This is a genomic window from Ramlibacter montanisoli (assembly GCF_013087525.1).
Taxonomy (GTDB): Bacteria; Pseudomonadota; Gammaproteobacteria; order Burkholderiales; family Burkholderiaceae_C; genus Ramlibacter; species Ramlibacter montanisoli.
Genome location: NZ_JABFCS010000001.1, coordinates 2,162,026 through 2,187,998, shown reverse-complemented (window position 1 = coordinate 2,187,998; position 25,973 = coordinate 2,162,026). Strand labels below are relative to the sequence as shown.

At 69.1% G+C, this 25,973-nt stretch carries 20 protein-coding genes, 1 tRNA gene and 6 pseudogenes; 15 read left to right on the top strand and 12 right to left on the bottom strand.

The features are described 5' to 3' along the window. Window positions 1-175 precede the first annotated feature (175 nt). On the bottom strand, window positions 176-991 hold the full coding sequence (locus HK415_RS10825; RefSeq protein ID WP_171558867.1) for a lytic transglycosylase domain-containing protein: 816 nt from the start codon (window positions 989-991) through the stop codon (window positions 176-178). Window positions 992-1,968: 977 nt separating this feature from the next. On the opposite strand from HK415_RS10825, the pseudogene HK415_RS27450 reads away from it, so the two are divergent. Beyond that, window positions 1,969-4,665, top strand: a pseudogene (locus HK415_RS27450) (DUF349 domain-containing protein). 68 nt (window positions 4,666-4,733) lie between these two features. On the opposite strand, the pseudogene HK415_RS10815 reads toward HK415_RS27450, so the two are convergent. The 5 genes and pseudogenes from HK415_RS10815 to HK415_RS10795 all read right to left on the bottom strand — a co-directional run bounded on the left by HK415_RS10815 (window position 4,734) and on the right by HK415_RS10795 (window position 8,007). After that, window positions 4,734-5,491 (bottom strand): annotated as a pseudogene (locus tag HK415_RS10815) (M90 family metallopeptidase). Then, a complete protein-coding gene (locus tag HK415_RS10810) occupies window positions 5,491-6,261 on the bottom strand; it encodes a UDP-2,3-diacylglucosamine diphosphatase (protein WP_171563341.1) in 771 nt (256 codons plus the stop codon). Before HK415_RS10810 ends, HK415_RS10815 begins: the two are co-directional and overlap by 1 nt. An 11-nt stretch (window positions 6,262-6,272) precedes the next feature. Further along, window positions 6,273-6,775 (bottom strand): annotated as a pseudogene (locus HK415_RS10805) (peptidylprolyl isomerase). Between the two features lie 13 nt (window positions 6,776-6,788). Next, window positions 6,789-7,244, bottom strand: a complete 456-nt coding sequence (locus HK415_RS10800; protein ID WP_373684569.1) for a peptidylprolyl isomerase — start codon at window positions 7,242-7,244, stop codon at window positions 6,789-6,791. Between the two features lie 265 nt (window positions 7,245-7,509). Continuing rightward, window positions 7,510-8,007, bottom strand: coding sequence for a tetratricopeptide repeat protein (locus HK415_RS10795; protein ID WP_171558863.1), 498 nt, complete (start codon window positions 8,005-8,007; stop codon window positions 7,510-7,512). A gap of 255 nt (window positions 8,008-8,262) precedes the next feature. On the opposite strand from HK415_RS10795, the pseudogene cysS reads away from it, so the two are divergent. From cysS to HK415_RS10730, 13 genes and pseudogenes are all read left to right on the top strand, one after another. Further along, window positions 8,263-9,634: pseudogene (gene cysS / locus HK415_RS10790) on the top strand (cysteine--tRNA ligase). After that, on the top strand, window positions 9,616-10,269 hold the full coding sequence (locus tag HK415_RS10785) for a DNA-3-methyladenine glycosylase family protein (protein ID WP_171563339.1): 654 nt from the start codon (window positions 9,616-9,618) through the stop codon (window positions 10,267-10,269). The pseudogene cysS and the gene HK415_RS10785 overlap by 19 nt, the downstream one beginning before the upstream one ends. A gap of 40 nt (window positions 10,270-10,309) precedes the next feature. Beyond that, window positions 10,310-11,287: an acetyl-CoA carboxylase carboxyltransferase subunit alpha gene (locus HK415_RS10780; protein ID WP_171558859.1), complete on the top strand. Its 978-nt coding sequence runs from the start codon at window positions 10,310-10,312 to the stop codon at window positions 11,285-11,287. Then, a complete protein-coding gene (tilS, locus tag HK415_RS10775; RefSeq protein WP_171558855.1) occupies window positions 11,250-12,335 on the top strand; it encodes a tRNA lysidine(34) synthetase TilS in 1,086 nt (361 codons plus the stop codon). Before HK415_RS10780 ends, tilS begins: the two co-directional genes overlap by 38 nt. Further along, window positions 12,326-13,594: an aspartate kinase gene (locus tag HK415_RS10770; protein ID WP_171558850.1), complete on the top strand. Its 1,269-nt coding sequence runs from the start codon at window positions 12,326-12,328 to the stop codon at window positions 13,592-13,594. The genes tilS and HK415_RS10770 overlap by 10 nt, the downstream gene beginning before the upstream one ends. 51 nt (window positions 13,595-13,645) lie before the next feature. Then, a tRNA-Ser gene (locus HK415_RS10765) sits at window positions 13,646-13,739 on the top strand. 250 nt (window positions 13,740-13,989) lie between these two features. Beyond that, a complete protein-coding gene (locus HK415_RS10760; RefSeq protein WP_171558846.1) occupies window positions 13,990-14,994 on the top strand; it encodes a DmsE family decaheme c-type cytochrome in 1,005 nt (334 codons plus the stop codon). A gap of 32 nt (window positions 14,995-15,026) precedes the next feature. Further along, a complete protein-coding gene (locus HK415_RS10755; protein ID WP_171558843.1) occupies window positions 15,027-15,947 on the top strand; it encodes an MtrB/PioB family outer membrane beta-barrel protein in 921 nt (306 codons plus the stop codon). Beyond that, the gene (locus HK415_RS26990; RefSeq protein WP_171563337.1) at window positions 15,851-16,054 is read left to right on the top strand and encodes an MtrB/PioB family outer membrane beta-barrel protein; all 204 of its coding nucleotides are present in this window, start codon (window positions 15,851-15,853) and stop codon (window positions 16,052-16,054) included. The genes HK415_RS10755 and HK415_RS26990 overlap by 97 nt, the downstream gene beginning before the upstream one ends. Beyond that, on the top strand, window positions 15,997-17,400 hold the full coding sequence (locus HK415_RS10745; protein WP_373684645.1) for an MtrB/PioB family outer membrane beta-barrel protein: 1,404 nt from the start codon (window positions 15,997-15,999) through the stop codon (window positions 17,398-17,400). Before HK415_RS26990 ends, HK415_RS10745 begins: the two co-directional genes overlap by 58 nt. A 45-nt stretch (window positions 17,401-17,445) precedes the next feature. After that, window positions 17,446-17,997, top strand: a complete 552-nt coding sequence (locus HK415_RS10740) for a NapC/NirT family cytochrome c (RefSeq protein ID WP_171558840.1) — start codon at window positions 17,446-17,448, stop codon at window positions 17,995-17,997. An 82-nt stretch (window positions 17,998-18,079) separates the two neighbouring features. Continuing rightward, window positions 18,080-18,439 carry a c-type cytochrome gene (locus HK415_RS10735; protein WP_171558837.1) on the top strand — a complete coding sequence of 120 codons (360 nt, stop codon included), beginning with the start codon at window positions 18,080-18,082 and terminating at the stop codon, window positions 18,437-18,439. A 63-nt stretch (window positions 18,440-18,502) separates the two neighbouring features. Beyond that, entirely contained in the window at window positions 18,503-18,679 is a 177-nt protein-coding gene (locus tag HK415_RS10730) for a hypothetical protein (RefSeq protein WP_171558834.1), read from the top strand. A 48-nt stretch (window positions 18,680-18,727) separates the two neighbouring features. On the opposite strand, the gene HK415_RS10725 is transcribed toward HK415_RS10730, so the two are convergent. The 6 genes and pseudogenes from HK415_RS10725 to HK415_RS10700 all read right to left on the bottom strand — a co-directional run bounded on the left by HK415_RS10725 (window position 18,728) and on the right by HK415_RS10700 (window position 24,884). After that, window positions 18,728-18,904 carry a hypothetical protein gene (locus tag HK415_RS10725; protein ID WP_171558831.1) on the bottom strand — a complete coding sequence of 59 codons (177 nt, stop codon included), beginning with the start codon at window positions 18,902-18,904 and terminating at the stop codon, window positions 18,728-18,730. 114 nt (window positions 18,905-19,018) lie between these two features. Further along, the gene (locus HK415_RS10720) at window positions 19,019-21,244 is read right to left on the bottom strand and encodes a TRAP transporter permease (protein ID WP_171558829.1); all 2,226 of its coding nucleotides are present in this window, start codon (window positions 21,242-21,244) and stop codon (window positions 19,019-19,021) included. A 67-nt stretch (window positions 21,245-21,311) separates the two neighbouring features. Further along, on the bottom strand, window positions 21,312-22,265 hold the full coding sequence (locus HK415_RS10715) for a TAXI family TRAP transporter solute-binding subunit (protein WP_171558827.1): 954 nt from the start codon (window positions 22,263-22,265) through the stop codon (window positions 21,312-21,314). A 92-nt stretch (window positions 22,266-22,357) separates the two neighbouring features. Then, a complete protein-coding gene (locus HK415_RS10710) occupies window positions 22,358-22,792 on the bottom strand; it encodes an RNA-binding S4 domain-containing protein (RefSeq protein WP_171558825.1) in 435 nt (144 codons plus the stop codon). After that, window positions 22,793-24,140: pseudogene (locus HK415_RS10705) on the bottom strand (sensor histidine kinase). It abuts the gene before it with no gap. Between the two features lie 58 nt (window positions 24,141-24,198). Next, window positions 24,199-24,884: pseudogene (locus HK415_RS10700) on the bottom strand (response regulator). Between the two features lie 98 nt (window positions 24,885-24,982). On the opposite strand from HK415_RS10700, the gene HK415_RS10695 reads away from it, so the two are divergent. Next, window positions 24,983-25,942, top strand: coding sequence for a Bug family tripartite tricarboxylate transporter substrate binding protein (locus tag HK415_RS10695; RefSeq protein WP_171558822.1), 960 nt, complete (start codon window positions 24,983-24,985; stop codon window positions 25,940-25,942). The last annotated feature ends 31 nt before the right edge of the window (window positions 25,943-25,973 follow it).

Genomic DNA, 25,973 nt, shown 5'->3' with positions numbered 1-25,973 from the left:
AGGCTGCCCAGGCGAACGGCGGAACGCACTTTCGAGCAGCGGCCTTCTGCGGCTCGAAAGCGCGGCACGCTTCCCAGTGGTTTGCAGGGGCGGGGCCCCGATGGATTCCACGTCAGCGCCCTGCCTTGCGGCGGGGCGCCTATCGCCAGTCGCGTACGCCGGCTAGTTTACCCGCTCAGACGGCGGGCGCCGGTTCCTCGGTCTTGATGACCGGGGGCGTCTCGATCGGCGCAGCGGTGCGCACCGGCTGCGGGGTGGGCAGCGGCACGGCGCGGCCGGCGGCCACGGCCTGCAGGCGGGCGTGCTCGGCCAGGACCTTGGCGCCATAGCCGCCGTCGTCCGGGTGCAGGGCGGCGCCCACGTAGAACTTCAGGCCGGCCTGGACCGAGCCGGCGCGCTGGATGCACTCCTGCAGCACCTTGGCGCCCACCCGCAGGTTGGTCACCGGGTCGAAGGCCGCCAGCTTGCCGCCGAAATTCTCGTACTTGTCGCTGTGGATGCCGGTCATCACCTGCATCAGGCCCTGGGCGCCCACCGGGCTCTGGGCAAAGGGGTTGAAGCTGGACTCCACCGCCATCACCGACAGCAGCAGCAGCGGGTCGATCTTGGTGCGCTCGCCCACTTCATAGGCCTCGGCCACCAGCGCCGACAGGGGCTCCGGCGCCACGCGGTACTTCTTGCTCAGCCAGTAGGCGACGGCGGCCTGCTGCTTGGGCAGGTCCTTCGGGTTCACCGCCGTGGCGCGGTCGATGGCATCGAGCTTCGGCTCCGGCACCAGGCCGAGCGCCTGCGCCTGGCGCGCATGGAGCCAGGTGAGCATCTGCGATTCGCCGGCCTGACGCAGGTCGGGCCGGGCAAGGAGGGTCAGGACGGAGAACACGACTGCCAGCCCCACCACCGCGAAGCCGTTGTGCGTGATCTCGAAAAAGCCTTGGGCGACGTCCGAGACGAAGGTCTGGATGCCCCGGGCCAGTTTCCCTAACGCTGTCATAGCACTTCCTTTCTACGCGTGGATCCGCGTTGTCGCGCCACCCTGGGGGCAACGCTTTCACCGTCGGCTCCTCGTTTGGATTGGTACGCCGTCGGACCGGAGGCCTGGTTCTGGGGCCTGTCACGTTCCGACTCGCCGGGTTCGGCAGCGGGTTTCTGGTCGCACCCGGACGGGAAGTCCAGGAATCGGGCGGATTCTAGGCAGGCGCTAAATGTCCGGTCAAGGATGTTTGGCTGAGTTCTTATGCTCATGAATGTATAACCGTCGCGCTAATTTAGGGCTGAGCCAGCCGGAAGTTCCGTGGGAAGAAGACGCCGCACCCTGTCGGCCGTGCCTGACATGCTGTCGGACGCTATGGATTCAGGAGCGCGTCGGCCATGCTGCAGGCTCGGCCACCGCTCGTCGGCCGGGTGGACGGGGGCCCGCCGGCTGTCCGGAAGACCAGTGGTCCGGGCAGCAACTCGTCCTTGCGCGGCAATCGTGTTGCGCTGCGCCATTGAAAAGGCGCATTTGAATAAGCGGCGGCCCTCGCCTAAGTTGGAAGGGCCTGAGTGATCAGGCAATCAGCCGGTAGGGCCACACCCGTGGTAGCCCCGGCCCCTCTTGGAAGCAATCTTTGCTTCCGGCGCAGTGCGGACACCCTGTTCGTGTTGCGAACCCAGGCGGCAGCGACTTCAGGTCGGACCGTCCAGCCCGGCAGGTGGCTTCAGGCGCCTCGCCGGGCTTTTCATTTGCGGCTTCCGGGAGCGCGCGGAAGCCGCCTTCTCCATCCATGTTCGTTTCGCGGCGAGAATACGGCCCTTGCCCCCTGCCGGGGCTTTCCCTTTCCCACCGACGAATCTGCAGTGAGCACCTTGAAAACCCATGACACCCAGGCGCTGGACGCGCTGACCGGGGTGCCCTTCTCCGCGCCGACTTCCGGCGAACGCGCCGCCCGCGTGCGCGAGTGGCTGGCCGCCGAACCGAGCGCCGAGCAGATGCAGGAGGTGTTCCGCGAGCTCAGTGCGCGCGACAAGGGCGCTGCGCGCCTGCTGCGCGGAAGCTCGACGAGATCAAGCGCGCCAAGGGGCAGGAAGCCATCGCCGCGGAATGGGCGGAGAAGGCGCGCGGCCTGCTCACGCAGCCCCGCCTGAACATCGCCGACGCCATGGCCTGGCAGCGCGACGCCGCCAAGGCCGGCGCGCCCCTGAGCCGCGAGCCGCTGGCCACGGTGAAGGCGCAACTGGCCGATCGCATCAGGGGCATCGAGGACCTGCAGAACCGGGTCCAGATCCAGCGCGAAGCCGCGGTGCTGCTGGCGCAGCGCATCGAGGTGCTGTCCACGAAGTCCTGGAAGGATGCCGAGGCTGCGGCCGAAGCGCTGCGCGTGGACGTGCCGCAATGGCAGGCGCAGGCGCAGGCACTGCTCGACGATTCCAACTGGGTCAGCGTGGACACCAAGTTCCCGCCGCTGCTGGAGGCCTCGCGCACCCAGCTGCAGGTGGTGTGGGATGCGTTCCAGAACGCACTGGCCCAGGCGACCGCCGCCTCCGCCAGCGCCGAGGCGCCCCTGCCGCCGGTGCCCGTGTGGGCCGATGAACTGCGCCAGGCGCGCGGCCTGCCCGCCGAGAGCGCGCCGCCCAAGCCGGCCAGGCCCAAGGTCGATCCCGAGCTGCGCACGCGCGCCAACCAGGTGGTCGGCGAAGCGATGGCCAAGCTGGAACAGGAAGTCGCGCAGGGCCACGGCAAGGCCACCGCCGGCGCGGCGAACGCGCTGCGCAACGCGCTGAAGGAACACGGCAAGCTGGTCGACGACAAGCTGGAAGTGCAGGCGCATGCGGCCCTCGGCGCCGCGACCGAACTCGAAGGCTGGCAGCGCTGGCGTGCCGACCAGCTGCGCCAGGAGCTGGTGGCCAAGGCGGAAGCGCTGTTCGAAACGGTGGCGCCGCGCGGGCCGAAGCAGGTGGCCGAGCCCGCTGCACCCGTTGTCCCCGCACCCGCGGCGCAAGCGGATGCACCGGCAGCTGAAGGCGAAGTCGCTGCCGCCGCGCCGGCTGCCGCGGAAGCGGCCCCGGCCGAAGCGGCGCCCGCCGCAGCATCGGCCGCGCCCGTGGCGCCCGCCGGGCCCGCGGTGCGCAAGCCCCGCTATGGCGGCCGCAAGATGCAGGAGACGCTGCGCAGCCTGCGCGAGCAGTGGAAGCAGGTGGACCAGGGCGGCCCGCCGAACCACGCGCTGTGGAAGCGCTTCGACGAAGCCTGCAACGAAGCCTACAAGGTGGTGCAGGAGTGGCTGGACAAGGTGAAGGCCGAAGCGGCCGAACACCGCGCCACGCGCCTGGCCCTGATCGACGAGGTGAAGGCCTGGGCCGTCACCTATCCGGATGCGCCCAACGGCGACTGGAAGGGGTTCAACCGCGCGCTGCACCAGTTCTCCGAGCGCTGGCGCGAGGCGGGCCACCTGAGCGAGAAGGCCTTCGCCGAGATGCAGCCGCAGTGGAAGGACGCGATCTCGCACGCGGCCGCACCGCTGGAGCGCGCGCAGAAGGCCAGCATCGAGCGGCGCAACGCGATGATCGAGGAGGCCAGGGTGCTGGGCGAGGCGCCCATGCTGCGCATCGACGCCGTCAAGTCGCTGCAGCAACGCTGGCAGGCCGAAGCGCAGGCGGTGCCGCTGGACCGCAAGCAGGAGCAGAAGCTCTGGGACGCGTTCCGCAAGCCGATCGACGACGCCTTCAACCGCAAGACCGCCGAGCGCGAGAAGACCAGCGCCGCCATGAGCGGCCGCGACCGCGCGGTGCTGGAAGCTTCGCGCGCGGTGGAAGAGGCGACCGCCAGCGGCGACGCGCAGAAGATCCGCACCGCGATGGCCACGCTGGAACAGGCGCTGCGCGCGCGCGACGATGCCGAAGCCGCTGCCGCGCCTGCCGCCGCCGCTGCACCGGCTGCGCCCGCTGCTGGGTCCGCGGAAACCGCGGCCGCCGAAGCCACCGCCACGCAGGACGGCGACGGCGAAGCTGCCGCTGCTCCGGCCGCGGCGCCCAAGGCCGCGCCCAAGCCTGGTGGCCATGCGCGGCGACGACCGTCCGGGTGCGCGCCGGCCCGACACGGCCCCCGCGGGCCGCGGCGGCAAGTTCGACGCGCGCCGTCCGGGCCCGGGCGGCCGCGACCAGCGCGACGACCGCCGCGGCGGTGCCGGCTTCCGTCCCGACCGCGACGATCGCCGCGAAGACCGCGGCCCGCGCCTGGGCGACGCGGCCTTCCGCGCGCAGCGCGAGGCGCTGGAGCATGCGCAGGCGGCGCTGCGCAAGCTCGCCGCGCAGGCGCACGGCGAGGCGCTCACGCAATTGATGGCGGCCTGGGAGCAGCGTTCGGGGGAGCAGGTCCCCAGCCACCAGGAACTCGGCAAGGTGGTCAGCACGCAGGCGCGCCAGGGCTGGATCCAGGCGCTGGGCAAGCCGGCGAGCGGCGATGCATCCGAGGCGCTGCTGCGCCTGGAGATCGCCGCCGACGTGCCGACGCCCGCCGAGCAGATCACCGCGCGGCGCGCGCTGCAGCTGCAGCTGCTCACGCGCCGCCACGAGGCCGGCCCGCAGGAGACCTGGGGTGCCGATGTGGCGAAGGTGCTGGCGACCGGGTACGACGCGAATGCGGCGCGGCGCCTGCAGAATGCGCTGAAGGCGCTGCTGCGGCGCTGACGGGAGCTGGGGTTCGCTGCGCTCACCGGCAGCCTACGTAGGCTGGGGTGACGAAGGAACCCCAGCGTTCACGCGGCCGGCAGGTAGAAGCCGTCGAACAACACCGTCAGCGGCGGAAACTCCCGCGTGAACCGCTCGCGGTTCACGAAGTAGGCCTCGCACGCCACCGCGAAGAACTCGTCGATCGCGGTGGCGCCGTAGTCGTCCAGCCAGGGCGCCGGCTCACCGAAGCGCTCGGCCTTGATCACCTGTTCGCGGAAATGCGCGTACTGCGCTTGCAGCACCGCGAGCCACCGGCGCCGCGCCTCGCGCGAGGGAAGGGGCGGGCAGCCGTCGGGGGCGCCGTCGCGCAGGTCGATCTTGTGGACGAACTCGTGGATCACCACGTTGAAGCCGGTGTCGGCGGTGGCGCCGGCGTGCGCCACGTCGTGCCAGTTCAGCATCACCGGCCCGCGTTCCATGGCCTCGCCGGCCAGCACCTCGTTCCAGTCGTGCACGACCCCGTGTCGTCCACCGTGCTGCGGCGCGCCAGCACTTCGTCCGCATGCACCACGATGCCCACGAAGTCGTCGTACCAGGAGAGGCCCAGGTGCAGCACCGGCAGCACCGCCTGCGCCGCGATCGCCAGCGCGATTTCGTCGGTGATGGCGAGGCCGCCGGCGCCATGGAATTCCTTGTGCGCCAGGAACTCCGCCGCCAGCGCGCGCAGCCGCTGCACTTCATCGGCAGGGCGTTCGGCCAGGAAGGGATAGCGGGCGAGCGTCGCGCACCACAGCGGATCGGGGATCTCCGGCACGCTGCGGCGCCGGCGCAGCCAGCCCCACATCACGCGAGCGGGATGCGCTCGGCGCGCCCGTCGGCGTGCAGGCGCAGGGCCTGCAGCCGCGGCGGCACCGCGCCCGCATCCCAGTCGCTCAGGACGATGCGCCGGTGCGCGCCATCCAGTGCATGGTCCGCGGGCTTGTGCGTGTGGCCGTGGACCAGCACCGGCGCATCGGCGGCGTGCAGCCATTCCAGTGCTGCGGCGGTGTCCACGTCCGCGTACTCGCGTCCGCTGCGCTTGAGCTGCTCGCTTTCCGCCCGCATGCCGCGCGCGATCTCCTGGCGCCTGGCCAGCGGCTGCGCCAGGAAGGCCTGCTGCCAGGCGGGGCTGCGCACCTGGGCGCGGAAGGCCAGGTACTCGGTGTCGGCCAGGCACAGCGCGTCGCCGTGCGACAGCAGCCAGCGCTGCGCGCCGAAGGTGAACACCGTGGGGTCGCGCAGCAGCGTCAGGCCGGTCGCCTGCGCGAGCGCTTCGCCCACCAGGAAGTCGCGGTTGCCGGCGAGGAAGAACACGGGCCGCTGCGCCGCCGCCCGCGCCAGCACCTCCGCGCATTCGAGCTCGAAGCCCGGCACGCCCGCCGCGTCGTCGCCGACCCAGGCCTCGAACAGGTCGCCGAGGATGAAGACCGCGTCGGCCGCCGTGGCCGCCATGTAGCGGCGCCAGGCGGCGTACGTGGCGGGCTCGCTGGCCTGCAAATGCAGGTCCGAGATGCATTCGACCGTGCGCCAGCCCGGCGCGGCCTGCAGTTCCTGCGCCTGCTCAGCAGGGGGCAGGGACGGCGTGTTCAGACCACGACCGCCTTTTCGAGCACGACGTCCTGCTTGGGCACGTCGCCGTGGCCGCCGCGGTTGCCGGTGGCCACACCCTTGAGGCGGTCGATGATGTCCTGCCCGCCCACCACCTTGCCGAAGACCGCGTAGCCCCAGCCCTGCGGCGTGGGCGACTTGTGGTCCAGGAAGTCGTTGTCGGCGACGTTGATGAAGAACTGCGCCGATGCCGAGTGCGGCGCGGAAGTGCGGGCCATCGCCACGCTGTACTTCACGTTCTTCAGGCCGTTGTTGGCCTCGTTCTCGACCGGCGCATCGGTCGGCTTCTGGGTCATGCCGGGGCGAAGCCGCCGCCCTGGATCATGAAGCCGTCGATCACGCGATGGAAGATGGTGCCGTCGTAGTGGCCCTTCTTCACGTAGGCGAGGAAGTTGGCGACCGACTTGGGCGCCTTCTGCTCGTCGAGTTCGAGCGTGACCACGCCGTGGCCGGCGATGTGCAGTTCCACCTTGGGATTCATGGGATGCCTCTTCTTATGGGACGATCGTGGCGGACGTGATGACGATGGGCGCCAGCGGCACGTCGCCGTGCATGCCGGCAGTGCCGGTCTGCACGCCCTTGATCTTGTTGACCACGTCCATGCCGCCCACCACCTTGCCGAAGACCGTGTAGCCGGGGTTGTTGCCCTGCGGGTCGAGGAAGGCGTTGTTGTTCACGTTGATGAAGAACTGCGCGGTGGCGGAGTTCGGGTCGCTGGTGCGCGCCATGGCCAGCGTGCCGACCTGGTTGCGCAGGCCCTGGTCGAAGGCGGCGCGGCCTTCGTGCACCACCGGCGCGCGCGTCTTCTTCTCCACCATGTTGCGGTCCATGCCGCCGCCCTGGACCATGAAGCGGTCGATCACGCGGTGGAAGATGGTGCCGTCGTAGTGCTTGTCGCGCACGTACTGCAGGAAATTCTCGACGGTCTTGGGGGCCTTGTCGGGATACACCTCGACGAGGATCTCGCCGGCCGTGGTGTTGAACCTGACCTGGGGGCCTTCTGGGCCGAGGCGGCGCCGGCCAGGAAGCACAGCGCGATCGCCAGGCCCGCAGCCCGGCGCGTGAGGGAAAACATCAACCGATCACTCCTTCGAAAAATCGTCCACCGGGGACCTGCGCGAAGATTACCACCACGGGGAGCCTGACGGTCCGGCGCCGGACCGGGCGATTCCGCAGCCTGGCGCGCTCTGACGGCTTTGCCTGGTGAGCTCCGCTTCAGCGGCGGGGAGCGGCCGCGCGACCTGCCGTCGGGGCCGGCGCTTCCCTGTCGGAAACGGCAGGGCGTCCGCCGGGACCGGCAAAGATCTCGCGGATCAGGGCGAGCTTCGGCTGCACGGCGGTGTTGCCGGCATCGAGCTGCAGCGCCCGGCTGTAGGCCTGGCTGGCGAGCTTGGCGTAGACGTCGCCAAGGTTCTCGTGCGCCGTCGCGTAGCTGGGGTTGGTGCGGATCGCCATCTCGAGGGCGGCGCGCGCCTTGTCGAACTGGGCCTGGCCCGCGTACAGCACCGCCAGGTTGTTGTAGGGCTCGGGCAGCTCCGGATAGTCCTCGGTGAGCTTCTGGAAGGCGGCGATTGCCTCGTCGGGGCGGCCCGCCTCGGTGAGCACAACGCCGCGCAGGAAGCGCATCTGCGGGTCCTTGGGCTTGCCGGCGAGGTACCGGTCGGCCTTGTTCAGGGCTTCCGCATGCTGGCCGGCGCGCAGCAGCTGGTTCACGTCGCCATACTCGTCGGCGCACCGCGCCGCCCGCCAGCAGGGCGGCCGTGAGGACTGCGAGTCCCGCTGATGTCCGGATCTTCGTGCGCGCGAGCTTCATGAGGCCTCTGGTTCCAACGCTTGTAAATAGCCGCGGAAGGGGGCTATATACTGCGTGCCGATTGTAGCCGTGGGGCCGCGCCGCGGCTCGGCTTCTCCCCTTCGTACAACATCCAGCGCGCGGCCGTCGGCGCCCGCCGCGCACCCTTCGATCCAATGAGCCTGCGCATCTACAACACGCTCACGCGTGCTCTGGAGGATTTTTCCCCCTCGAGCCCGGGCATGTCCGGATGTATGTCTGCGGCATCACCGTCTACGACCTGTGCCACGTCGGGCACGGCCGTTCCGCGGTCGCCTTCGACATCGTGCAGCGCTGGCTCAAGGCGAGCGGCTATCGCGTCACCTTCGTGCGAAACATCACGGACATCGAGGACAAGATCATCCGCAGGTCGCTGGAAAACGGTGAGACTGTCCGCTCGCTCACCGACCGCATGATCGAAGAGATGTACCGGGACTTCGATGCCCTGCACGTGGAGCGACCGACCCACGATCCCCGCGCCACCGACTACGTACCGCAGATGCTGGACATCGTCCGCAAGCTCGAGGACAAGGGCCTCGCCTACCGCGCCGGCGGCGACGTGAACTACGCGGTCCGCCGCTTCCCCGGCTATGGCAAGCTGTCCGGCAAGTCGCTCGACGAACTGCACGCCGGCGAGCGCGTGGCCGTGCTGGAGGGCAAGGACGACCCGCTGGACTTCGTGCTCTGGAAGGCCGCCAAGGCCACCGAACCGCCGGACGCCCAGTGGGACAGCGACTACGGCCGCGGCCGCCCGGGCTGGCACATCGAGTGCTCCGCCATGTCCTGCGCGCTGCTCGGGGACACCTTCGACATCCACGGCGGCGGCGCCGACCTGCAGTTCCCGCACCACGAGAACGAGATCGCGCAGAGCGAGGGCGCCAACGGCGTGCCGCTGGCGAAGGTGTGGATGCACAACGGCTTCGTCAACATCGACAACGAGAAGATGTCGAAGTCGCTCGGCAACTTCTTCACCCTGCGCGAGGTGCTGCGCAAGTTCGACGGCGAGACCATCCGCTTCTTCATCGTGCGCTCGCACTACCGCAGCCCGCTGAACTACAGCGACGTCCACCTGGACGACGCGCGCGGCGCGCTCAGGCGCCTGTACACCGCGCTGGATGCCGTCGTCCCCGCCGCGGTGAAGGTGGACTGGAACGATCCCTGCGCGGCGCGCTTCAAGGCCGCCATGGACAACGATTTCGGCACGCCGGAAGCGGTCGCCGTGCTGTTCGACCTGGCGGCGGAAGCCAACCGCACGAAGTCGGCCGAGCGCGCGGGCCTGCTCAAGGCGCTGGGCGCCACGCTGGGCCTGCTGCAGGGCGACCCGAAGGCCTTCCTGCAGGCGGGCGCCGCGCTCGACGAAGCCACCATCCAGCAGAAGATAGCGGCGCGCGCGGCCGCCAGCAGGCGAAGGACTTCGCCGAGGCCGACCGCATCCGCAAGGAACTGCTGGAGCAGGGCATCGTGCTGAAGGACTCGCCCGCCGGCACGACCTGGGAAGCGAAACAGTGAGCGACGAGATCGAGCTGGTGACGCCGGAGTACTGGGACGAGGCGCGCAAGTACCTCACCCGGAAGGACCGCGTGATGAAGCGCCTGATCCCGCAGTTCGGCAGCGCCTGCCTGCAGTCGCGCGGCGACGCCTTCAACACGCTGGCGCGCAGCATCGTCGGCCAGCAGATCTCGGTGAAGGCGGCGCAGAGCGTGTGGGAACGCTTCTCCGCGCTGCCCAAGCGCATGACGCCGGCCAGCGTGCTGAAGCTGAAGGTGGACGACATGCGCGCCGCGGGCCTGTCGGCGCGCAAGATCGAGTACCTGGTGGACCTGGCGCTGCACTTCGACTCGGGCGCGATCCACGTCGAGTCCTGGCGCGACATGGCGGACGAGGAGATCATCGCGGAGCTCGTGGGCATCCGCGGCATCGGCCGCTGGACCGCCGAGATGTTCCTGATCTTCCACCTGATGAGGCCGAACGTGTTACCGCTGGACGACGTCGGCCTGATCACGGGCATCAGCCGGAACTACTTTTCCGGAGATCCGGTCTCCCGGAGCGACGCACGGGAGGTGGCGGCCGCCTGGAATCCCTATTGCTCCGTGGCGACTTGGTATATTTGGCGATCGCTCGACCCGCTGCCCGTGGCCTACTGACCGCGGCGAACAGGCGGGCGGCACACAGAGGAGCAAACGCTTGGCGAAACGAACCTTCCTGGACTTCGAGCAGCCCATCGCGGAGCTGGAGACGAAGATCGAGGAGCTGCGCTACGTGCAGACCGAATCGGCCGTCGACATCTCCGAGGAAATCGAGCAGCTGGGCAAGAAGAGCCAGCAGCTCACCAAGGACATCTACAGCCAGCTGTCCCCGTGGCAGATCACCAAGATCGCGCGCCACCCGGAGCGGCCGTACACCATGGACTACCTCAACGAGATCTTCACGGATTTCGTCGAGATGCACGGGGACCGCCACTTCTCCGACGACCTGTCGATCGTCGGCGGCCTGGCCCGCTTCAACGGCAGCCCCTGCATGGTGCTGGGCCACCAGAAGGGCCGCGACACCAAGGAGCGCGCGCAGCGCAACTTCGGCATGAGCCGCCCCGAGGGCTACCGCAAGGCCCTGCGGCTGATGAAGACGGCCGAGAAGTTCAAGCTGCCGGTGTTCACCTTCGTCGACACGCCCGGCGCCTACCCCGGCATCGACGCCGAGGAGCGCGGCCAGTCGGAAGCCATCGGCCGCAACATCTACGAGATGGCGCAGCTGGAAGTGCCGATCATCACCACCATCATCGGCGAGGGCGGCTCCGGCGGCGCGCTGGCGATCTCGGTGGCCGACCAGGTGCTGATGCTGCAGTACTCGATCTATTCCGTGATCAGCCCCGAGGGCTGCGCGTCCATCCTCTGGAAGTCTTCCGAGAAGGCCCAGGACGCGGCCGACGCCATGGGCATCACGGCGCACCGCCTGAAGGCCCTGGGCCTGATCGACAAGATCGTGAACGAGCCCGTGGGCGGCGCCCATCGCGACCACAAGCAGATGGCGGCCTTCCTCAAGCGCGGCCTGAACGACGCGTGGCGGCAGGTGAGCGACCTGAAGGTGCGCGAGCTGCTGGACCGGCGCTACGAGCGGCTGCAAAGCTATGGCCGCTACTCCGACACCAAGGCGGAATCTGCCTGATCTCCCCGGCAACCCGGCGGCCGCAGCGCTTGCCGGGTTGCAGCTGCCGCTGCCGCTCGCGGTGGCCTACAGCGGCGGCGCCGACTCCACCGTCCTCCTGCTGGCCGCCGTGCAGCGCTGGCCCGGCCAGGTGCAGGCCATCCACGTGCACCACGGACTGCAGGACGCGGCGGATACCTTCGCCGAGCACTGCCGCCAGGTGTGTGCGCAGCTTGCGATTCCCCTGCAGGTGCGGCGCGTCAACGCGCGCAACCTGCCGGGCGAAAGCCCGGAGGACGCCGCGCGCCAGGCGCGTTACCAGGCACTCGCGCGGGCCGCGCGCGACGCCGGGCTGAAGTCCGTGCTGCTCGGGCAGCACGCCGACGACCAGGTCGAGACGCTGCTGCTGGCCTTGAGCCGCGGCGCCGGGCTGCCCGGGCTGGCGGCGATGCCGCCGGTGTTCCAGCGCGAGGGCATGGTGTTCGTGCGGCCGTTGCTGGCGCTGGGCGCGCGGGGCATCCGCGAATGGATCGCGGAGCAGGGCATCCCGGTGATCGAGGATCCCACCAACGCGGACACCTCCTTCACCCGCAACCGCATCCGCCACCTGCTGCTGCCGGCGCTGGAGGAGTGCTTCCCGCAGTACCGCGAAACCTTCGCCCGCTCCTCGCGCCATGCCGCGCAGGCGCAGGAACTGCTGGAGGCGGTGGCGGCGGAGGACCTGGCGCGCATGGGCGGCACGCCCGGCATCACGGCGCTGCAGCAGCTGGCGCGCGGCCGCCAGGCCAACGTGCTGCGCCACTGGCTGCGCAGCGCGCACGCGGCGAGCGCGAGCGCCGCGCAGCTGGAGGAACTGCTGGACCAGGTTGCCGACTGCAAGACGCGCGGCCACCAGATCCGCATCAAGGTGGGCGAGGGCTTCGTGGTGCGGCAGGGGAGCGACTGGGCTACCAGTCCTGAGGCGGGCGGCCCCCTAGGTATAATCCCGCAGTTCCGCGCGCCCGTGCGCGCGGGCCCTCCGCCTTTCGGCCGCGCCGCGGCCTTCACATCCCCGTCCCGATGGCATTGATCGTTCACAAATACGGCGGCACGTCGATGGGCTCGACCGAGCGCATCCGCAACGTCGCCAAGCGCGTCGCCAAGTGGGCGCGCGCCGGCCACCAGATGGTGGTCGTGCCCAGCGCCATGAGCGGCGAGACCAACCGCCTGCTCGGCCTGGCCAAGGAACTGCAGCCGGCCCGGGCCGACGAGGCCGTGCAGCGCGAACTCGACATGCTGGCCTCGACCGGCGAGCAGGTCTCCGTCGGCCTGCTGGCGCTGGCGCTGCAGGCCGAAGGCGTCCCCGCGGTCAGCTACGCCGGCTGGCAGGTGCCGGTGCGCACCAACAGCGCCTACACCAAGGCCCGCATCGAGTCGATCGACGACGCGCGCGTGCGCAAGGACCTGCAGGCCGGCAAGGTGGTGATCATCACCGGCTTCCAGGGCGTGGACGACCAGGGCCACATCACCACCCTGGGCCGCGGCGGCAGCGACACGTCCGCGGTGGCGGTGGCGGCGGCGCTCAAGGCCGCCGAGTGCCTGATCTACACCGACGTGGACGGCGTGTACACGACCGACCCGCGGGTGGTGCCGGAAGCCCGGCGCCTGTCCACCATCAGCTTCGAGGAAATGCTGGAGATGGCCTCCATGGGGTCCAAGGTCCTGCAGATCCGTTCGGTCGAATTCGCGGGCAAGTACCAGGTTCCGCTGCGCGTGCTGTCGAGCTTCACCCCTTGGGACATCGCCATCGAGGAAGAGGCGACCTCCGGCACGCTGATCACTTTTGAGGAAGACGAGAAAATGGAACAAGCCGTGGTCTCCGGCATCGCTTTCAACCGCGACGAAGCCAAGATTTCCATCCTGGGCGTGCCCGACCGCCCCGGCATCGCGTACCAGATCCTCGGCGCCGTGGCCGACGCCAACATCGAGGTGGACGTGATCATCCAGAACGTCTCCCACGACGGCAAGACGGACTTCAGCTTCACGGTGCACCGCAACGACTACGCGCGCACGGTGGACGTGCTCAAGACCAAGGTCGTGCCGTCGCTCGGCACCGACCGGATCGAGGGCGACACCAGGATCTGCAAGGTCTCCATCGTCGGCATCGGCATGCGCAGCCACGTGGGCATCGCCTCGCGCATGTTCCGCGCGCTGTCGGAGGAGGGGATCAACATCCAGATGATCTCGACCAGCGAGATCAAGACCTCGGTGGTGATCGACGAGAAGTACATGGAACTCGCGGTGCGCGCCCTGCACCGGGCGTTCGACCTGGACCAGCCTGCCGCGTAGGCGCCGCCGGCGCCTGCCGCCGGGCTGCATTGGGGCATAATCGCAAGGTCCGGAGCGATGACCGAGTGGCCGAAGGTGCTCCCCTGCTAAGGGAGTATGCGGGCAAAAACCTGCATCGAGGGTTCGAATCCCTCTCGCTCCGCCAAGAACACGAAACCCGCCGCAAGGCGGGTTTTGCTTTTTGGTACGACCAAAGGCGCCGCCCCACGCCTTATGGCGACTGTTCAACAGGCCGTCAACTTGCTAGCGTTCCCGATTTTGAGAGTGTGGTGCCGCAGCACCGGGTGCAACTGACGCACATCAAGTACGCAGCAGAAACCTTGGTCGGGTATCTCCGCTTTCTTATCTGGCGCTTAAGGTGACGGTAACAGAACGCGACAAGGAGCGAGGGCAAGATGAACACGATCAGGAAAGCGCTGGGGGTGCTCGCACTCCTGCTAGGCGCGGCAACCGCGGGGCCGGCGTTGTCGGCACCGAACAACCTGCCCGAGCTCGGTGCAGGACCGGCGGCGAAAGCCGCCATCGCGCAGGACAAACTGCGCAAGGACGCCGTGTGCACCCGATGCCACGACGAGACCGAGCAGGCGCCCATCCTCTCCCTGTACCAGACCAAGCACGGCGTGCGCGGCGATGCCCGCACGCCCTCGTGCCAGTCCTGCCACGGCGAGAGCGATGCGCACGTCAAGGCCCCCACGGGTGGCAGCGGCGGCGGCAAGCGCCCGCCGCCGGACGTGCAGTTCAAGAAGGGCGGCGCCTACCCGGTGTCGCACGAGAAGGCGCGCGGCCAGACCTGCCTGACCTGCCACGAGGGCGGCAACCGCACGCACTGGGACGGCGCGCAGCACGATCGCAACGGCGTTGCGTGCAACGACTGCCACCAGGTGCACAAGCCGAAGGACCGGATGCTGGCCAAGGCCACGCAGCCGGAGGCCTGCTTCACCTGCCACAAGAAGCAGCGCGCCGAGACGCACCGCGTGTCCACGCACCCGATCGACGCCGGCAAGGTCACCTGTTCCGACTGCCACAACCCGCACGGCTCCACCGGCGACAAGCTGGTGAAGAAGAACAACGTCAACGAGACCTGCTTCAGCTGCCACGCCGAGAAGCGCGGCCCCTTCCTGTGGCAGCACACCTCGGCCAACGACGACTGCATGAACTGCCACACGCCGCACGGTTCCACGGTGGCTCCGCTGCTGAAGGCACGCGGGCCCTGGCTGTGCCAGCAGTGCCACGCGGAAGTCTCCGGGCACCCCGGCAGCATCTACAGCGGCACGGGCCTCCCGACACCCGGTCCCGCCGGAGCCAATCCTCCGGTGCAGATGGCCTTCCGGGGCTGCGTGAACTGCCACCAGGCGGTCCACGGTTCCAACCACCCGGCCGGCCGCTCGCTGCTGCGCTAGCGCAGGCAAGAAAGAAAGACAGGAGAAGAGAAATGGCAAACAACCACAGGCCTCCCCTGGCGCTTCGCGCCCTGGTGGTCGCGCTCCACGGAGCGCTGGCCCTGTTCGCATCGGTCGCATCGGCCCAGGTGCCGGCCCAGCCGGCCGGCCAGGTGCCCTCCGGCCCCAGCTTCGAGGATGCGGCCGTGCAGGATCTGGTCCGCCCGGTCAACACCATCGAAGCCGGCGTGATCGGCGTCGACAGTCCGTCCGGCAAGTTCGGCGAGTACAACGGCCTGCACCGCGAAGGGGTCCGTCCGCTGCTGGACTTCGACGTGCGCGGAGGCGGCGCCTACCAGCCGGAAAGCGGCAGCACGCAACGTTGGCGCATCTACGGCTCGCAGCTGGGCCTGCCGGTGCGCAGCTTCGGCGGCGAGTTCGCCGACCAGGGCTCCTGGACCATCGGCTTCGAGTACGACGAGCTGCAGCGCATCTTCGCCGACGACTACGTCACGCTGTGGCGCGGCGCGGGCACCAGCACGCTGGTGCTGCCGCCCGGTTACCCGGCTGCCGGCACCCGCACCGCGACCTTCAACAACATCCAGAACGCGGCTCCCGCCGCGGCCATCGCCGCGGGCCTGACGGGCCACACGCTGCAGACGCAGCGGCGCCGGATGGGCCTGGCGGGCGACCTGATCCTGTCGCCGCAGTGGAGCGTGGGCGTGGGCGCCCGCCACGAGAAGAAGGACGGCACCAAGCTCACCGGCATCGCCTTCGGCGGCTTTCGCGGGGCCTACCTGCCCGAGCCGATCGATTACGAGACCACCATCGTCGAAACGTCCCTGCGCTACCGGCGGGGAACACCGCGCACCTCACGCTGGGCTACAACGTTTCACTGTTCACGAACCGCGTCGACGCCTGGAGCGCCGAGAACCCCTTCGCCAACAACGCCACCTTCAACAACCGGGTCGTGATGGCCGGTGCGCCGGACAACTCGATGCACCAGCTCACCGCCGACGGTGGCTGGCGCTTCACCCCGCGACCAAGCTGTCCGTCGTCTCGGCGGCCTACGCCAAGATGAAGCAGAACGAGGACTTCCGCTTCCAGCAGCACCCCGGGCAGATCGTGAACAACGGCGCCACCCGCGTGGACGCCGAGCAGGTGCAGCAGAACTTCCTGGCGCGCCTGAACCACGCCGTGTCCCGGTCGTTCGACGTGACCGGCCTGTTCCGCTACGAGCACCGCGACACGCGCACGCCGATCGGGCTGTACGCGTTCGCCGCCGCGGACCCGACCGCCGTGCCGCCCCTGGCCGCCAATCGTGTGGTGAACAACCTGCCGCAGAACCGCCGCCAGCAGACCTTCGCGGTCGACGGCAGGTATGACCTGCGGCAGGGCAGCACGTTCACCGGCGGCGTGGAGCACCTGCGCATCCACCGCAGCGTCGATGCGCCGGCGGTGTCCCTGGCCACGCAGGAACAGCCCTTCCTGTCCGGCGAGGCGACGCAGAACACGGTGCGCCTGGGCTACCGCCATGCGTTCAGCGAGAGCCTGAACGGCCACGTCAACCTGTCGCGCTCGGAACGCGAAGCCGGCCCGTACTTCGACTTCCCGCGGACCGCAGCCACCCCGGCTCCCGGCATCTTCCCGCAGGTGCCCGGCTTCCGGCAGTTCTTCCTGGCGTCGCGCGACCAGAACAAGGTGCGCGCCTCGGTGGACTACCAGGCGACGGAGGCCTTGTGGGTGCAGGGCACGGTGGAACACCTGCAGGACCGCTATCCGGATTCGCGCTACGGCCTCAACCGGGCCGGGATGACGACCTGGACGCTGGACGGCGTGTATGCAGCGAGCGACCGCATCAGCTTCAACGGCTTCGTGTCCTTCGAGGACGGCGAAACCCGCGCCAACCAGTACCAGCTGGCGAGCGGCACCGCGGCGCTGCCCTACGCGATCAACCCGAACTGCGCGGTCACCGCGGCGGCCGGCTCGTCGAGCAACATCGCCGATCCCTGCCGCGAGTGGAGCTTCACACAGAACGACCGTGTCTGGACGCTGGGCGTCGGTGCCAAGTCCGCGCACATGGGCGGCAAGCTGACGCTCACCGGCGACGTGGTGCATGCGCGCGCGAAGACGAACATGGACTTCACGGGCGGCGCGCGCAACACGACCACCCGCGTGTTCGTGCCGGCCGTGAACATGCCCGGGATCACCAGCACGATGACGGACTTCCGCCTGGGCGCCAAGTACGACTTCACCAAGGAATCGGCGGTCCGCCTGGGCTACCTGTTCCGCCGGCTGCGTTCTTCCGACCCGCAGTTCGACCTGTTCGGCATCACCAGCGTGCAGGCTTACATCGGCCCCGGGATGCGCGCCCCCGACTACAACGTGCACGCACTCAGCGTCAGCTATGTCTACACCTTCCGATAAGAACCAGGTCCCCCGGGCGGCAAGAAGCCCGGCCTCTGGGCACGCATGCGCAAGGGCACCAAGCTGTCCGTGCTCCTGATCCCGGTTGCCTTCTTCCTGGGCGGCATCGTGTTCTGGGGCGGGTTCAACTGGGGGATGGAAGCCACCAACACCCTGGAGTTCTGCACCGGCTGCCACGAGATGAAGGACAACGCCTTCGCGGAGTACAAGGACACGATCCACTACAGCAACCGCACGGGCATCCGCGCCAAGTGCTCGGACTGCCACGTGCCGCACGAGTGGGGCCCGAAGCTGGTGCGCAAGGTGCAGGCGACCAAGGAGGTATGGGGCAAGCTCACGGGCTACATCGACACCAGGGAGAAGTTCGAGACGCACCGGATGGCGATGGCCACCAACGAGTGGAACCGCATGAAGGCGAACAACTCGCAGGAATGCCGCAACTGCCACAGCTTCGAGGCCATGAGCAAGGACCTGCAGAAGGCCACGCCCTACAAGAAGCACATGGCGGCGCAGAAGGAAGGCAAGACCTGCATCGATTGCCACAAGGGCATCGCGCACTCTTTGCCGAAGGAATACAAGGATCCCGAGGAAGAGTAGCCGGGCGGGCGCCCGCGGCTGACGCAGGTCAAGCGCGGGCCCCCTTCCTGAATACACTTGAGGCATACCAAGGAGTCCGAACATGCTCAACCTCCGTCCCGCCTTCTTTGCCGGCGTCGCGCTGGCCGGCTTAGCGCTGCCCCTGGCGAGCCATGCGCTCGACGTGGATGCCGCGCTGGCCCTGCAGCGGCAGAACAACTGCAACAAGTGCCACCACATGGAACGCGAGAAGGAAGGCCCGTCCTTCCGCAAGATCGCGGACAAGTACAAGGGCAAGGCCGATGCCACGGACAAGCTGGTGCAGCACCTGACCTCGTCGCCCAAGGTCAAGCTGGCCGACGGCACCGAGGAAGAGCACAAGGTGATCGCCACCCGTCCCGCCAAGGACATGGCGCAGGTGAAGAACCTGGTGGAGTACATTCTGGCGCAGACCAAGAAGTAGGCTCCGCGCCGCTCCCCGCCGGGCCGCTTCGAGCGGCCCTTTTCATTTCCGCGACCATCCGCCATGCCCACCGATTTCGCCAGCATCCTCCTGCTGGTGGTGACTTCCGCCATCACCTTCACCGTCGCCCGCATCCTGTCGCGCAACTGGCGCCGGAAACGGCGCGAGAAGGAGGAGGCGGCGCGCCGCGAAGGCGAGAGCCGCCAGGTGCGGCGCGCGCGCGAACGGCGCGGCAAATAGAAAAGCCGCCCCCGAGGGGGCGGCTTTCCACTCCCAGACGCGTCCTTGTTATTTCTGCGCGGCCGGCTTGTCGCCCGCCTTGCTGCGTCCATTGCGTCGCCGATCACCGGCTGCCTCGGGCTTGCGCGTTCCGCCGGCCTTCGCTTCGAGGCCGTACGAATTCGCCGTGACCGCCAGGATGGCGGGCACCCGCTGCAGGATCTCTGTCGTTCTTGTATCGCTCATCTCGTTCTTGTTCCCTGTACCGCTTCTTCCCTGACGTCTTGCCGTGTGACTGCAGTGCGGCAAGTATCGGGGCCGCGCCTGGACGGCCCTGCCAGCGCGGTGCGCCACGACAGGTCAGCGGTATCTGACATCCAGCTCGGCCGGTGGCACGGGTAAGGCTGCATTGCGGCGCGCCGCCAGCTGCCGCACCAGCACCGGCAGCACCAGCGCCACGCCCACGAGCGAGACCCACAGGCCGGGCGCGATCAGCAGGAGCGCGGAAGCGAAGCACAGGAGCTGTTCCCAGCGCCTGAGCTCCACCAGCATGAAGCGGCTCAGGGCCGCGGCAAGGATGGTGATGCCGAGCACGCAGCCCACGAAGGTGATGAGGAAGGCCTGCAGGGTGAAGCCCTTGGCCACCAGCAGCAGCGAGGGCGAGAACACGAACACAAAGGGCACCAGCACCTTGGCCAGGCCGAGACGGAAGGCCGCGTTGCCGGTGCGGAAGGGGTCGCTGCCGGCCATGCCGGCGGCCGCGTACGCGGCCAGCGCCACGGGTGGCGTGATGTCCGCCAGCACGCCGTAGTAGAAGACGAAGAAGTGCGCCACCAGCGGCTCCACCCCCAGCTGCACGAGCGTCGGCGCGGCAACCGTGACCATGATGATGTAGTTCGCGGTGGTGGGGATGCCGCAGCCCATGAGGATGCACACCAGCCCGGTCATCACCAGCGCGGCGAACAGCGTGAGCGAACGCGTGTCCGCCATGAAGGCGGGGATCACCATCGACAGGCCGCCCGCGATCGCCTGGGCCCAGCCCGTGATGATGAAGCTGATCTTGAAGCCCACGCCGGTGAGCGTGACCACGCCGATCACGATGCCCACCGTGGCCGCGGCGGCGCCCACTGCCAGCGCGTACTTCGCGCCGGTCTCGAGGGCCTCGACCAGCACGCCGTGGGAGATGCGGCCGGTGATGCCCGCCAGCTTCCAGCCCGCCAGGGCCAGCAGCACGCCGGCGGCGAACAGCGCCATCTTCACCTGCTCGCTGTCCACGCCCAGGTCGGCGAAGCAGATGACGGCCAGCAGCACGTGCAGCAGCACCAGCAGCGTCCAGTTGCCCGCGCCGTTGCCGCTGCTGCGCGTGGTGAGGCCCACGATCGCGCACGAGGTGATGCCCGCGAAGGCCGCGAGGTAGGGCGTGCGGCCGGACACCAGGATGAAGATCAGCAGGAACAGCGGGATCAGCGTCGGCCAGCGCTGCCGGAAGGATTCCCGCAGCTTGGGCATCTCTTCCTCGGTGAGGCCGCGCAGCCCGTGGCGCTTGGCCTCGAAGTGCACCTGCATGAACACGCCGAAGAAGTGCATGAAGGCCGGCACCACGGCGGCGGCGATGATGGTCTGGTAGGAGACGTTGAGGAACTCCACCATCAGGAAGGCGGCGGCCCCGAGCACGGGCGGCGTGATCTGCCCGCCGGTGGACGAGGCGGCTTCCACGCCGCCGGCGAACTCGCGCTTGTAGCCCACGCGGATCATGGCGGGGATGGTGAGCGAGCCGACCGTCACCGCGTTGGCGACCGAGGAGCCGGAGAGCATGCCGAACATCGCGGAGCCGAACACGCTGACCTTGGCAGGCCCGCCGGCGTAGCGGCCGGCGACGGTCGAGGCGATGTCGAGGAACAGCTGCCCCAGGCCGATGCGCGTGGCCATCACGCCGAACAGCACGAAGTGGAAGACGTAGGTCGCCACCACGCCGATCGCCACGCCGTAGATGCCCTGGCTGGTGAGGTACTGGTGGTTGATCATCTGGCCCCAGCTGGAGCCGGCGTGCTTCAGCAGCCCGGGGAACCAGGGGCCGGCGAGGGCGTATGCGGTGAAGCCGAGCGCGATCAGGGGCAGCGGCCAGCCCATGGAGCGACGCGTCGCCTCCAGCAGGGTGAGGAAGAGCACCGAGCCCATCACCACGTCCATGGTGCTCGGGTTGCCGACGCGGAAGGCGAGGTCGTCGAACACCCACGGGATGTAGAGCACGCTCGCGGCGCACGCGATGCCCAGCAGCCAGTCCGACAGCGGCACGCCGCCCGGCGAGTGCCAGCCCGCGGCGACCGGGCTGTCGTAGGTGCGGCGGCTGCGCGGGAACACCAGGAAGATCAGCCCCAGCACGAAGGCCATGTGCACGCCGCGGTGCGTGGTCTCGCGCAGCAGGCCGAAGCCGGCCGTGTAGTAATGGAACAGGGACAGCGCGATCAGCAGCCCCATCACCAGCCAGGTCGCGGGCGGCACGGTCGGCCGGAACCGGATCTCCGGGTCGAACTTCTCTTCCAGCTCCTGCAGCTTGCGCTCGTCCAGCGCCGTGTTCAGCGTCATCCCTATCCCTCCAGAAACGAAAACAGGGAGGTGCTGCCTCCCTGCCGCGCGACCTGTCGCGAAGGCCTTACTTCAGCAGGCCCGCTTCCTTGTAGAACTTCTCGGCCCCCGGGTGGAAGGGGATGCCCACGCCCTGCACCGCATTCTCGCGCGTGATGAACTTGCCCTTGGCGTGGCCGGCGGCCAGCGTCTTCTGCGTCGACTCGCTGTACATGGCCTTGGTGATCTCGTACACGGTTTCCACCGGCACCTTCGCGCTGGTCACCAGCTGCGCGCCGACGGCGAGCGTCTGCACCGAGGGCACGTCCTTGTAGGTGCTGGCGGCGATCGTGTCGACCGCGAAATAGGGATTGGACTTGCGCAACGCGTCGGCCGGCGCGCCGGTCAGCGGCACCAGCTCGATGCCCACGCCGCTGGAGGCGAGTTCCGCGATGGCGCCGGCGGGCGCGCCGCCGACGAAGAAGAAGGCATCGAGCGAGCCGTCCTTGAGCTTGTCGCCGGCCTGGTTCGGCTTGATGTAGTCGGGACGGATGTCGGACTCCTTGACGCCATAGGCCGCGAGCACCATGCGCGCGTTGATCAGCGTGCCGGAACCCGGCTCGTCCAGCGCGACGCGCTTGCCCTTGAGGTCGGCGACGCTCCGGATGCCCGAGCCCTTCTTCACCACCAGGTGGATGCTCTCGGGGTACAGGTTGGCGATCATGCGCAGGTCGCCGATCTTCGGCTTGCCTTCGAAGGCGCCGGTGCCGGTGTAGGCCCAGGTGGCCACGTCGGACTGCGACAGGCCCGCTTCCATCGAACCGCCGGCGATGGCGTTCACGTTGGCGAGCGAGCCGTTGCTGGCCTGCGCGGTGGCGATGATCTTGCCCGGCTGCGACACCGCATTGGCGATCATGCCGCCCACGGGGTAGTAGGTCCCGGCGGTGCCGCCGGTGCCGATGCGGAAGAACTGCTGCGCGTGTGCGGCGCCGGCAAAGGCGAGCGTGGCGGCCAGGGCCGCGGCCCACTTCTGGATGCTCATGGAAAACTCCTCGTGACGACAGTTCGGCAAAGCAGGAAGTAGACCATCGCCGCGAGGGGGTTCAGCCTAGTGGAAGCACCAAGCTGGGGAATTCACTTCTTGGGAGGCCCCTGGTCGTCGACCGATGCGCTCCAGCGATCTCCCCAACCCTGGCGCTGCGCCTCGTCCAGCTCGCGGCGGCCGCGCTTGGTCGGGCGGCCGTGCTCGATCGCCAGTGCGGGCTCGCGGGCGTAGCGGCGCTGGTCGGCGGCGCGCTGGCGCTCCTGCAGGCTCTCAGCGGTTTCCTCGTACATCTGCTGCGCGACGGGCGCGGGGCCGCGCACATCGGACACGCCCTTCACCACGACGGTGCGCGTGCTGCCTTCGCGGCGCATGGCCACGGTGTCGCCCACCTTCACCTCGCGCGCCGGTTTCACGTCCTGGCCGTTGATGCTCACCCGGCCCTTGTCGATTTCATCCGTCGCCAGGCTGCGCGTCTTGTAGAAGCGCGCCGCCCACAGCCATTTGTCGATCCGCAATCGGTCCATTCAGGAAGCATTCTCCGCCAGCGGCAGCCGCACGGTCGCGTCGAGTCCCGCCGTGCGGCGGTCCTTTTCACGGTTTTCCAGCTGAATCGTGCCGCCGAGCGCGCCCGCGATCTCGTGGCAGATCGCCAGCCCCAGGCCGGAGCCGCTGCGCACGTCGCCGGCCGAGAAGGGCTGGAACAGCCGCGGCTGCAGCTCTGCAGGGATGCCGGGGCCGCTGTCGCTGACCACCAGCGCCGCCTGTTGCCGTCGGTGAACACCCGCACCGACAGCGTGCCGCCGCGAGGCGTGTGCTTGATCGCGTTGTGCAGCAGGTTGCGCGAGAGCTCGCGCAGCATCCACTCGTGCGCGCGCACCGGCGCCGGCCGCGTCTCGATGTCGAACTCGATGTCCTTGTCGGCCACCAGGGGGCGAGTTCCAGCGCCATCGCGCGCACTTCCTGCGACAGGTCGTTCACCTCGGAGCCGCCCTGTTCGCGCAGCTGCTCCACCTTCGCCAGCGACAGCATCTGGTTGGCCAGCACGGTCGCGCGTTCGACCGTGGCATTGATCTCCTGCAGCGCCTGGCGCGGCTCCACGTCGCCGCGCAGCGCCGACTGCACCTGCGTCTTGAGCACCGCCAGCGGCGTGCGCAGCTGGTGCGAGGTGTCGCGCACGAAGCGCTTCTGGTTGTCCAGCAGCAGCGCCAGGCGTGCCATCACCTCGTTGGTCGCGTCCACCAGCGGCACCAGCTCGCGCGGCGCACCGGCTGCGGCCAGCGGCGTGAGGTCGCCTTCCCGCCGCGCCTGCAGTTCGTCGCTGAGCCTGCGCACGGGCCGCGTGGCGCGTTGCACGACCAGCACCACCACCAGCGCGATCACGGCCACCAGCAGTGCCTGCTGCCAGAGGAAGTCCAGCAGGATCTGGCGCGTGAGGCGCCGGCGCAGTTCCAGCGTCTCGGCCACCTGGATCACGGCCATGCCGCGGCCGTTCGGACTGGCCACCGGCTGCAGCAGCACCGCCACGCGCACCTGGCTGTCGCGGAAGCTGGTGTCGTAGAAATCGACCAGGGCCGCATAGGGCGGCTGCGGCGGGATGCGCCCCTGCCAGAAGGGCAGGTCGGCGAAACCGGAGACCAGTTGCCCGCGCAGGCTGGAGACGCGGTAGTACATGCGCGTCTGCACGTCCGCCTCGAAAGCCTCCAGCGCGGAGTAGGGCACGGTGGCGCGCAGCGCGGCCTGCTCGTCGTAGCCCTGCACGTCGAGCTGCTCGCCGATCGACTTGGCGGACGCGAGCAGCGTGCGGTCGTAGGCCGTGTTCACGGCCTGCAGCGTCTTGCCGTACAGCGTGGCGGCGTTGACTGCCACGACCATGCCCACCGGAACCAGGATGCCCGCCAGCAGGTAGCTGCGCAGGAGACCGTGCGCAAGCTCATTCGCCGGCTTTGAGCAGGTAGCCCAGGCCGCGCAGCGTCACCAGCTTGACGCCGGTGTGCGCAAGCTTCTTGCGAAGGCGGTACACGACCACCTCGATCGCCTCGTACTGCACCTCGGTCTCGCCGGGGAACACGAGTTCGAACAGGCGCTCCTTGGGCACGGCATGCCCGGGGCGGGCCAGCAGCGCCTGCAGCAGCGCGGCCTCGCGCGGGGCCAGCTCAGGATCTCGTCGCGCCAGTGGATCGCGCCGCTCTGGCGGTCCCAGTGCAGGCCGCCGATCCCGCTGTCGGTGGCGGCCGGCCCGGCGCTCGGGCGCCGCCGGTTCAGGGCACGCAGGCGCGCTTCCAGTTCGTCCAGGTCGAAGGGCTTGGGCAGGTAGTCGTCGGCGCCGGTGTTCAGGCCGATGATGCGGTCGCCCACCGTGCCGCGCGCGGTGAGGATCAGCACGGGCGTGGCCAGGCCGCTGCGCCGCGCCTCCTCCAGCACGAGCAGGCCGTCCATGCCGGGCAGCGTGAGGTCGAGCATCACCACGTCCGGCGGCGCGCCCTTCCAGCGCTCGAGCGCCTGCCGGCCGTCGCTGCACAGCTCGACGTCCATGCCCCGGTTCTGCAGCGCGCGCTTGAGCGCGGTCTGCATCGAGGGGTCGTCTTCCACCAGCAGGAGCTTCATTTCTTCGACCATAAACGAATCGACATTAGCGCTTTCCCTAATACGCCAGGACAGCCGAATGACAGCGGCGGGCCCCACCATCCTGCTGTTCCAACCAAGGAGACAAGACCATGCGTCGCGACGAATTCCTCAAGACCCTGGCGGCTCTGGCGGCCGCCGGCGCGCTGCCCCTGTCGGCCCGGGCGGCCCCCACCTGGAAGATGATGATCCCCGCCAACCCGGGCGGCGGCTGGGACACCACCGGCCGCGCGCTGGGCAAGGCCATGATCGACGCCAAGGTCGCCGACAACGTGACCTACGAGAACAAGGGCGGCGCCGCCGGCGCGCTGGGCCTGGCGCAGTTCGTCAACGGCAGCAAGGGCGACCCGCAGGCGCTGATGGTGATGGGCGCCGTGATGCTGGGCGGCATCATCACCGGCAAGCCGCCGGTGAACCTGTCGCAGGCCACGCCGATCGCGCGCCTGACCAGCGAATACAACGTGTACGTGCTGCCGGCCAACTCGCCCTTCAAGACCATGGCCGACGTGGTCGCGCAGCTGAAGAAGGACCCGGGCAGCGTCAAGTGGGGCGGCGGCTCGCGCGGCTCCACCGAGCACATCGCTGCGGCCATGCTGGCGCGCGAAGTGGGCGTGGACCCGGCCCGGATCAACTACGTGGCCTTCCGCGGAGGCGGCGAGGCGACCGCGGCCATCCTGGGCGGCAACGTCACGGTGGGCGGCAGCGGCTACAGCGAGTTCGCCGAGTACATCAACACCGGCAAGATGAGGGCGATCGCCGTCACCTCCCCGCAGCGCCTGAAGGGCATCAATGTGCCCACGCTGAAGGAGCAGGGCATCAACGTCGAACTGGGCAACTGGCGCGGCGTGTACGGCGCCCCCGGCATCACGGCCGACCAGCGCAAGGCGCTGACCAATGCAGTGCTGGCCGCGATCAAGACCAAGTCCTGGGCCGAGGCGATGGAGAAGAACGCCTGGACGCCGGCGGTGCTGGCCGGCGCCGAGTTCGACAAGTTCGTCGACGACGAGTTCGCCCTGCTGCGCGCCACCATGGCCAAGGCCGGCATGCTCTGACGCCGAGCCGTCGGCAATACGCCCGGCTCGC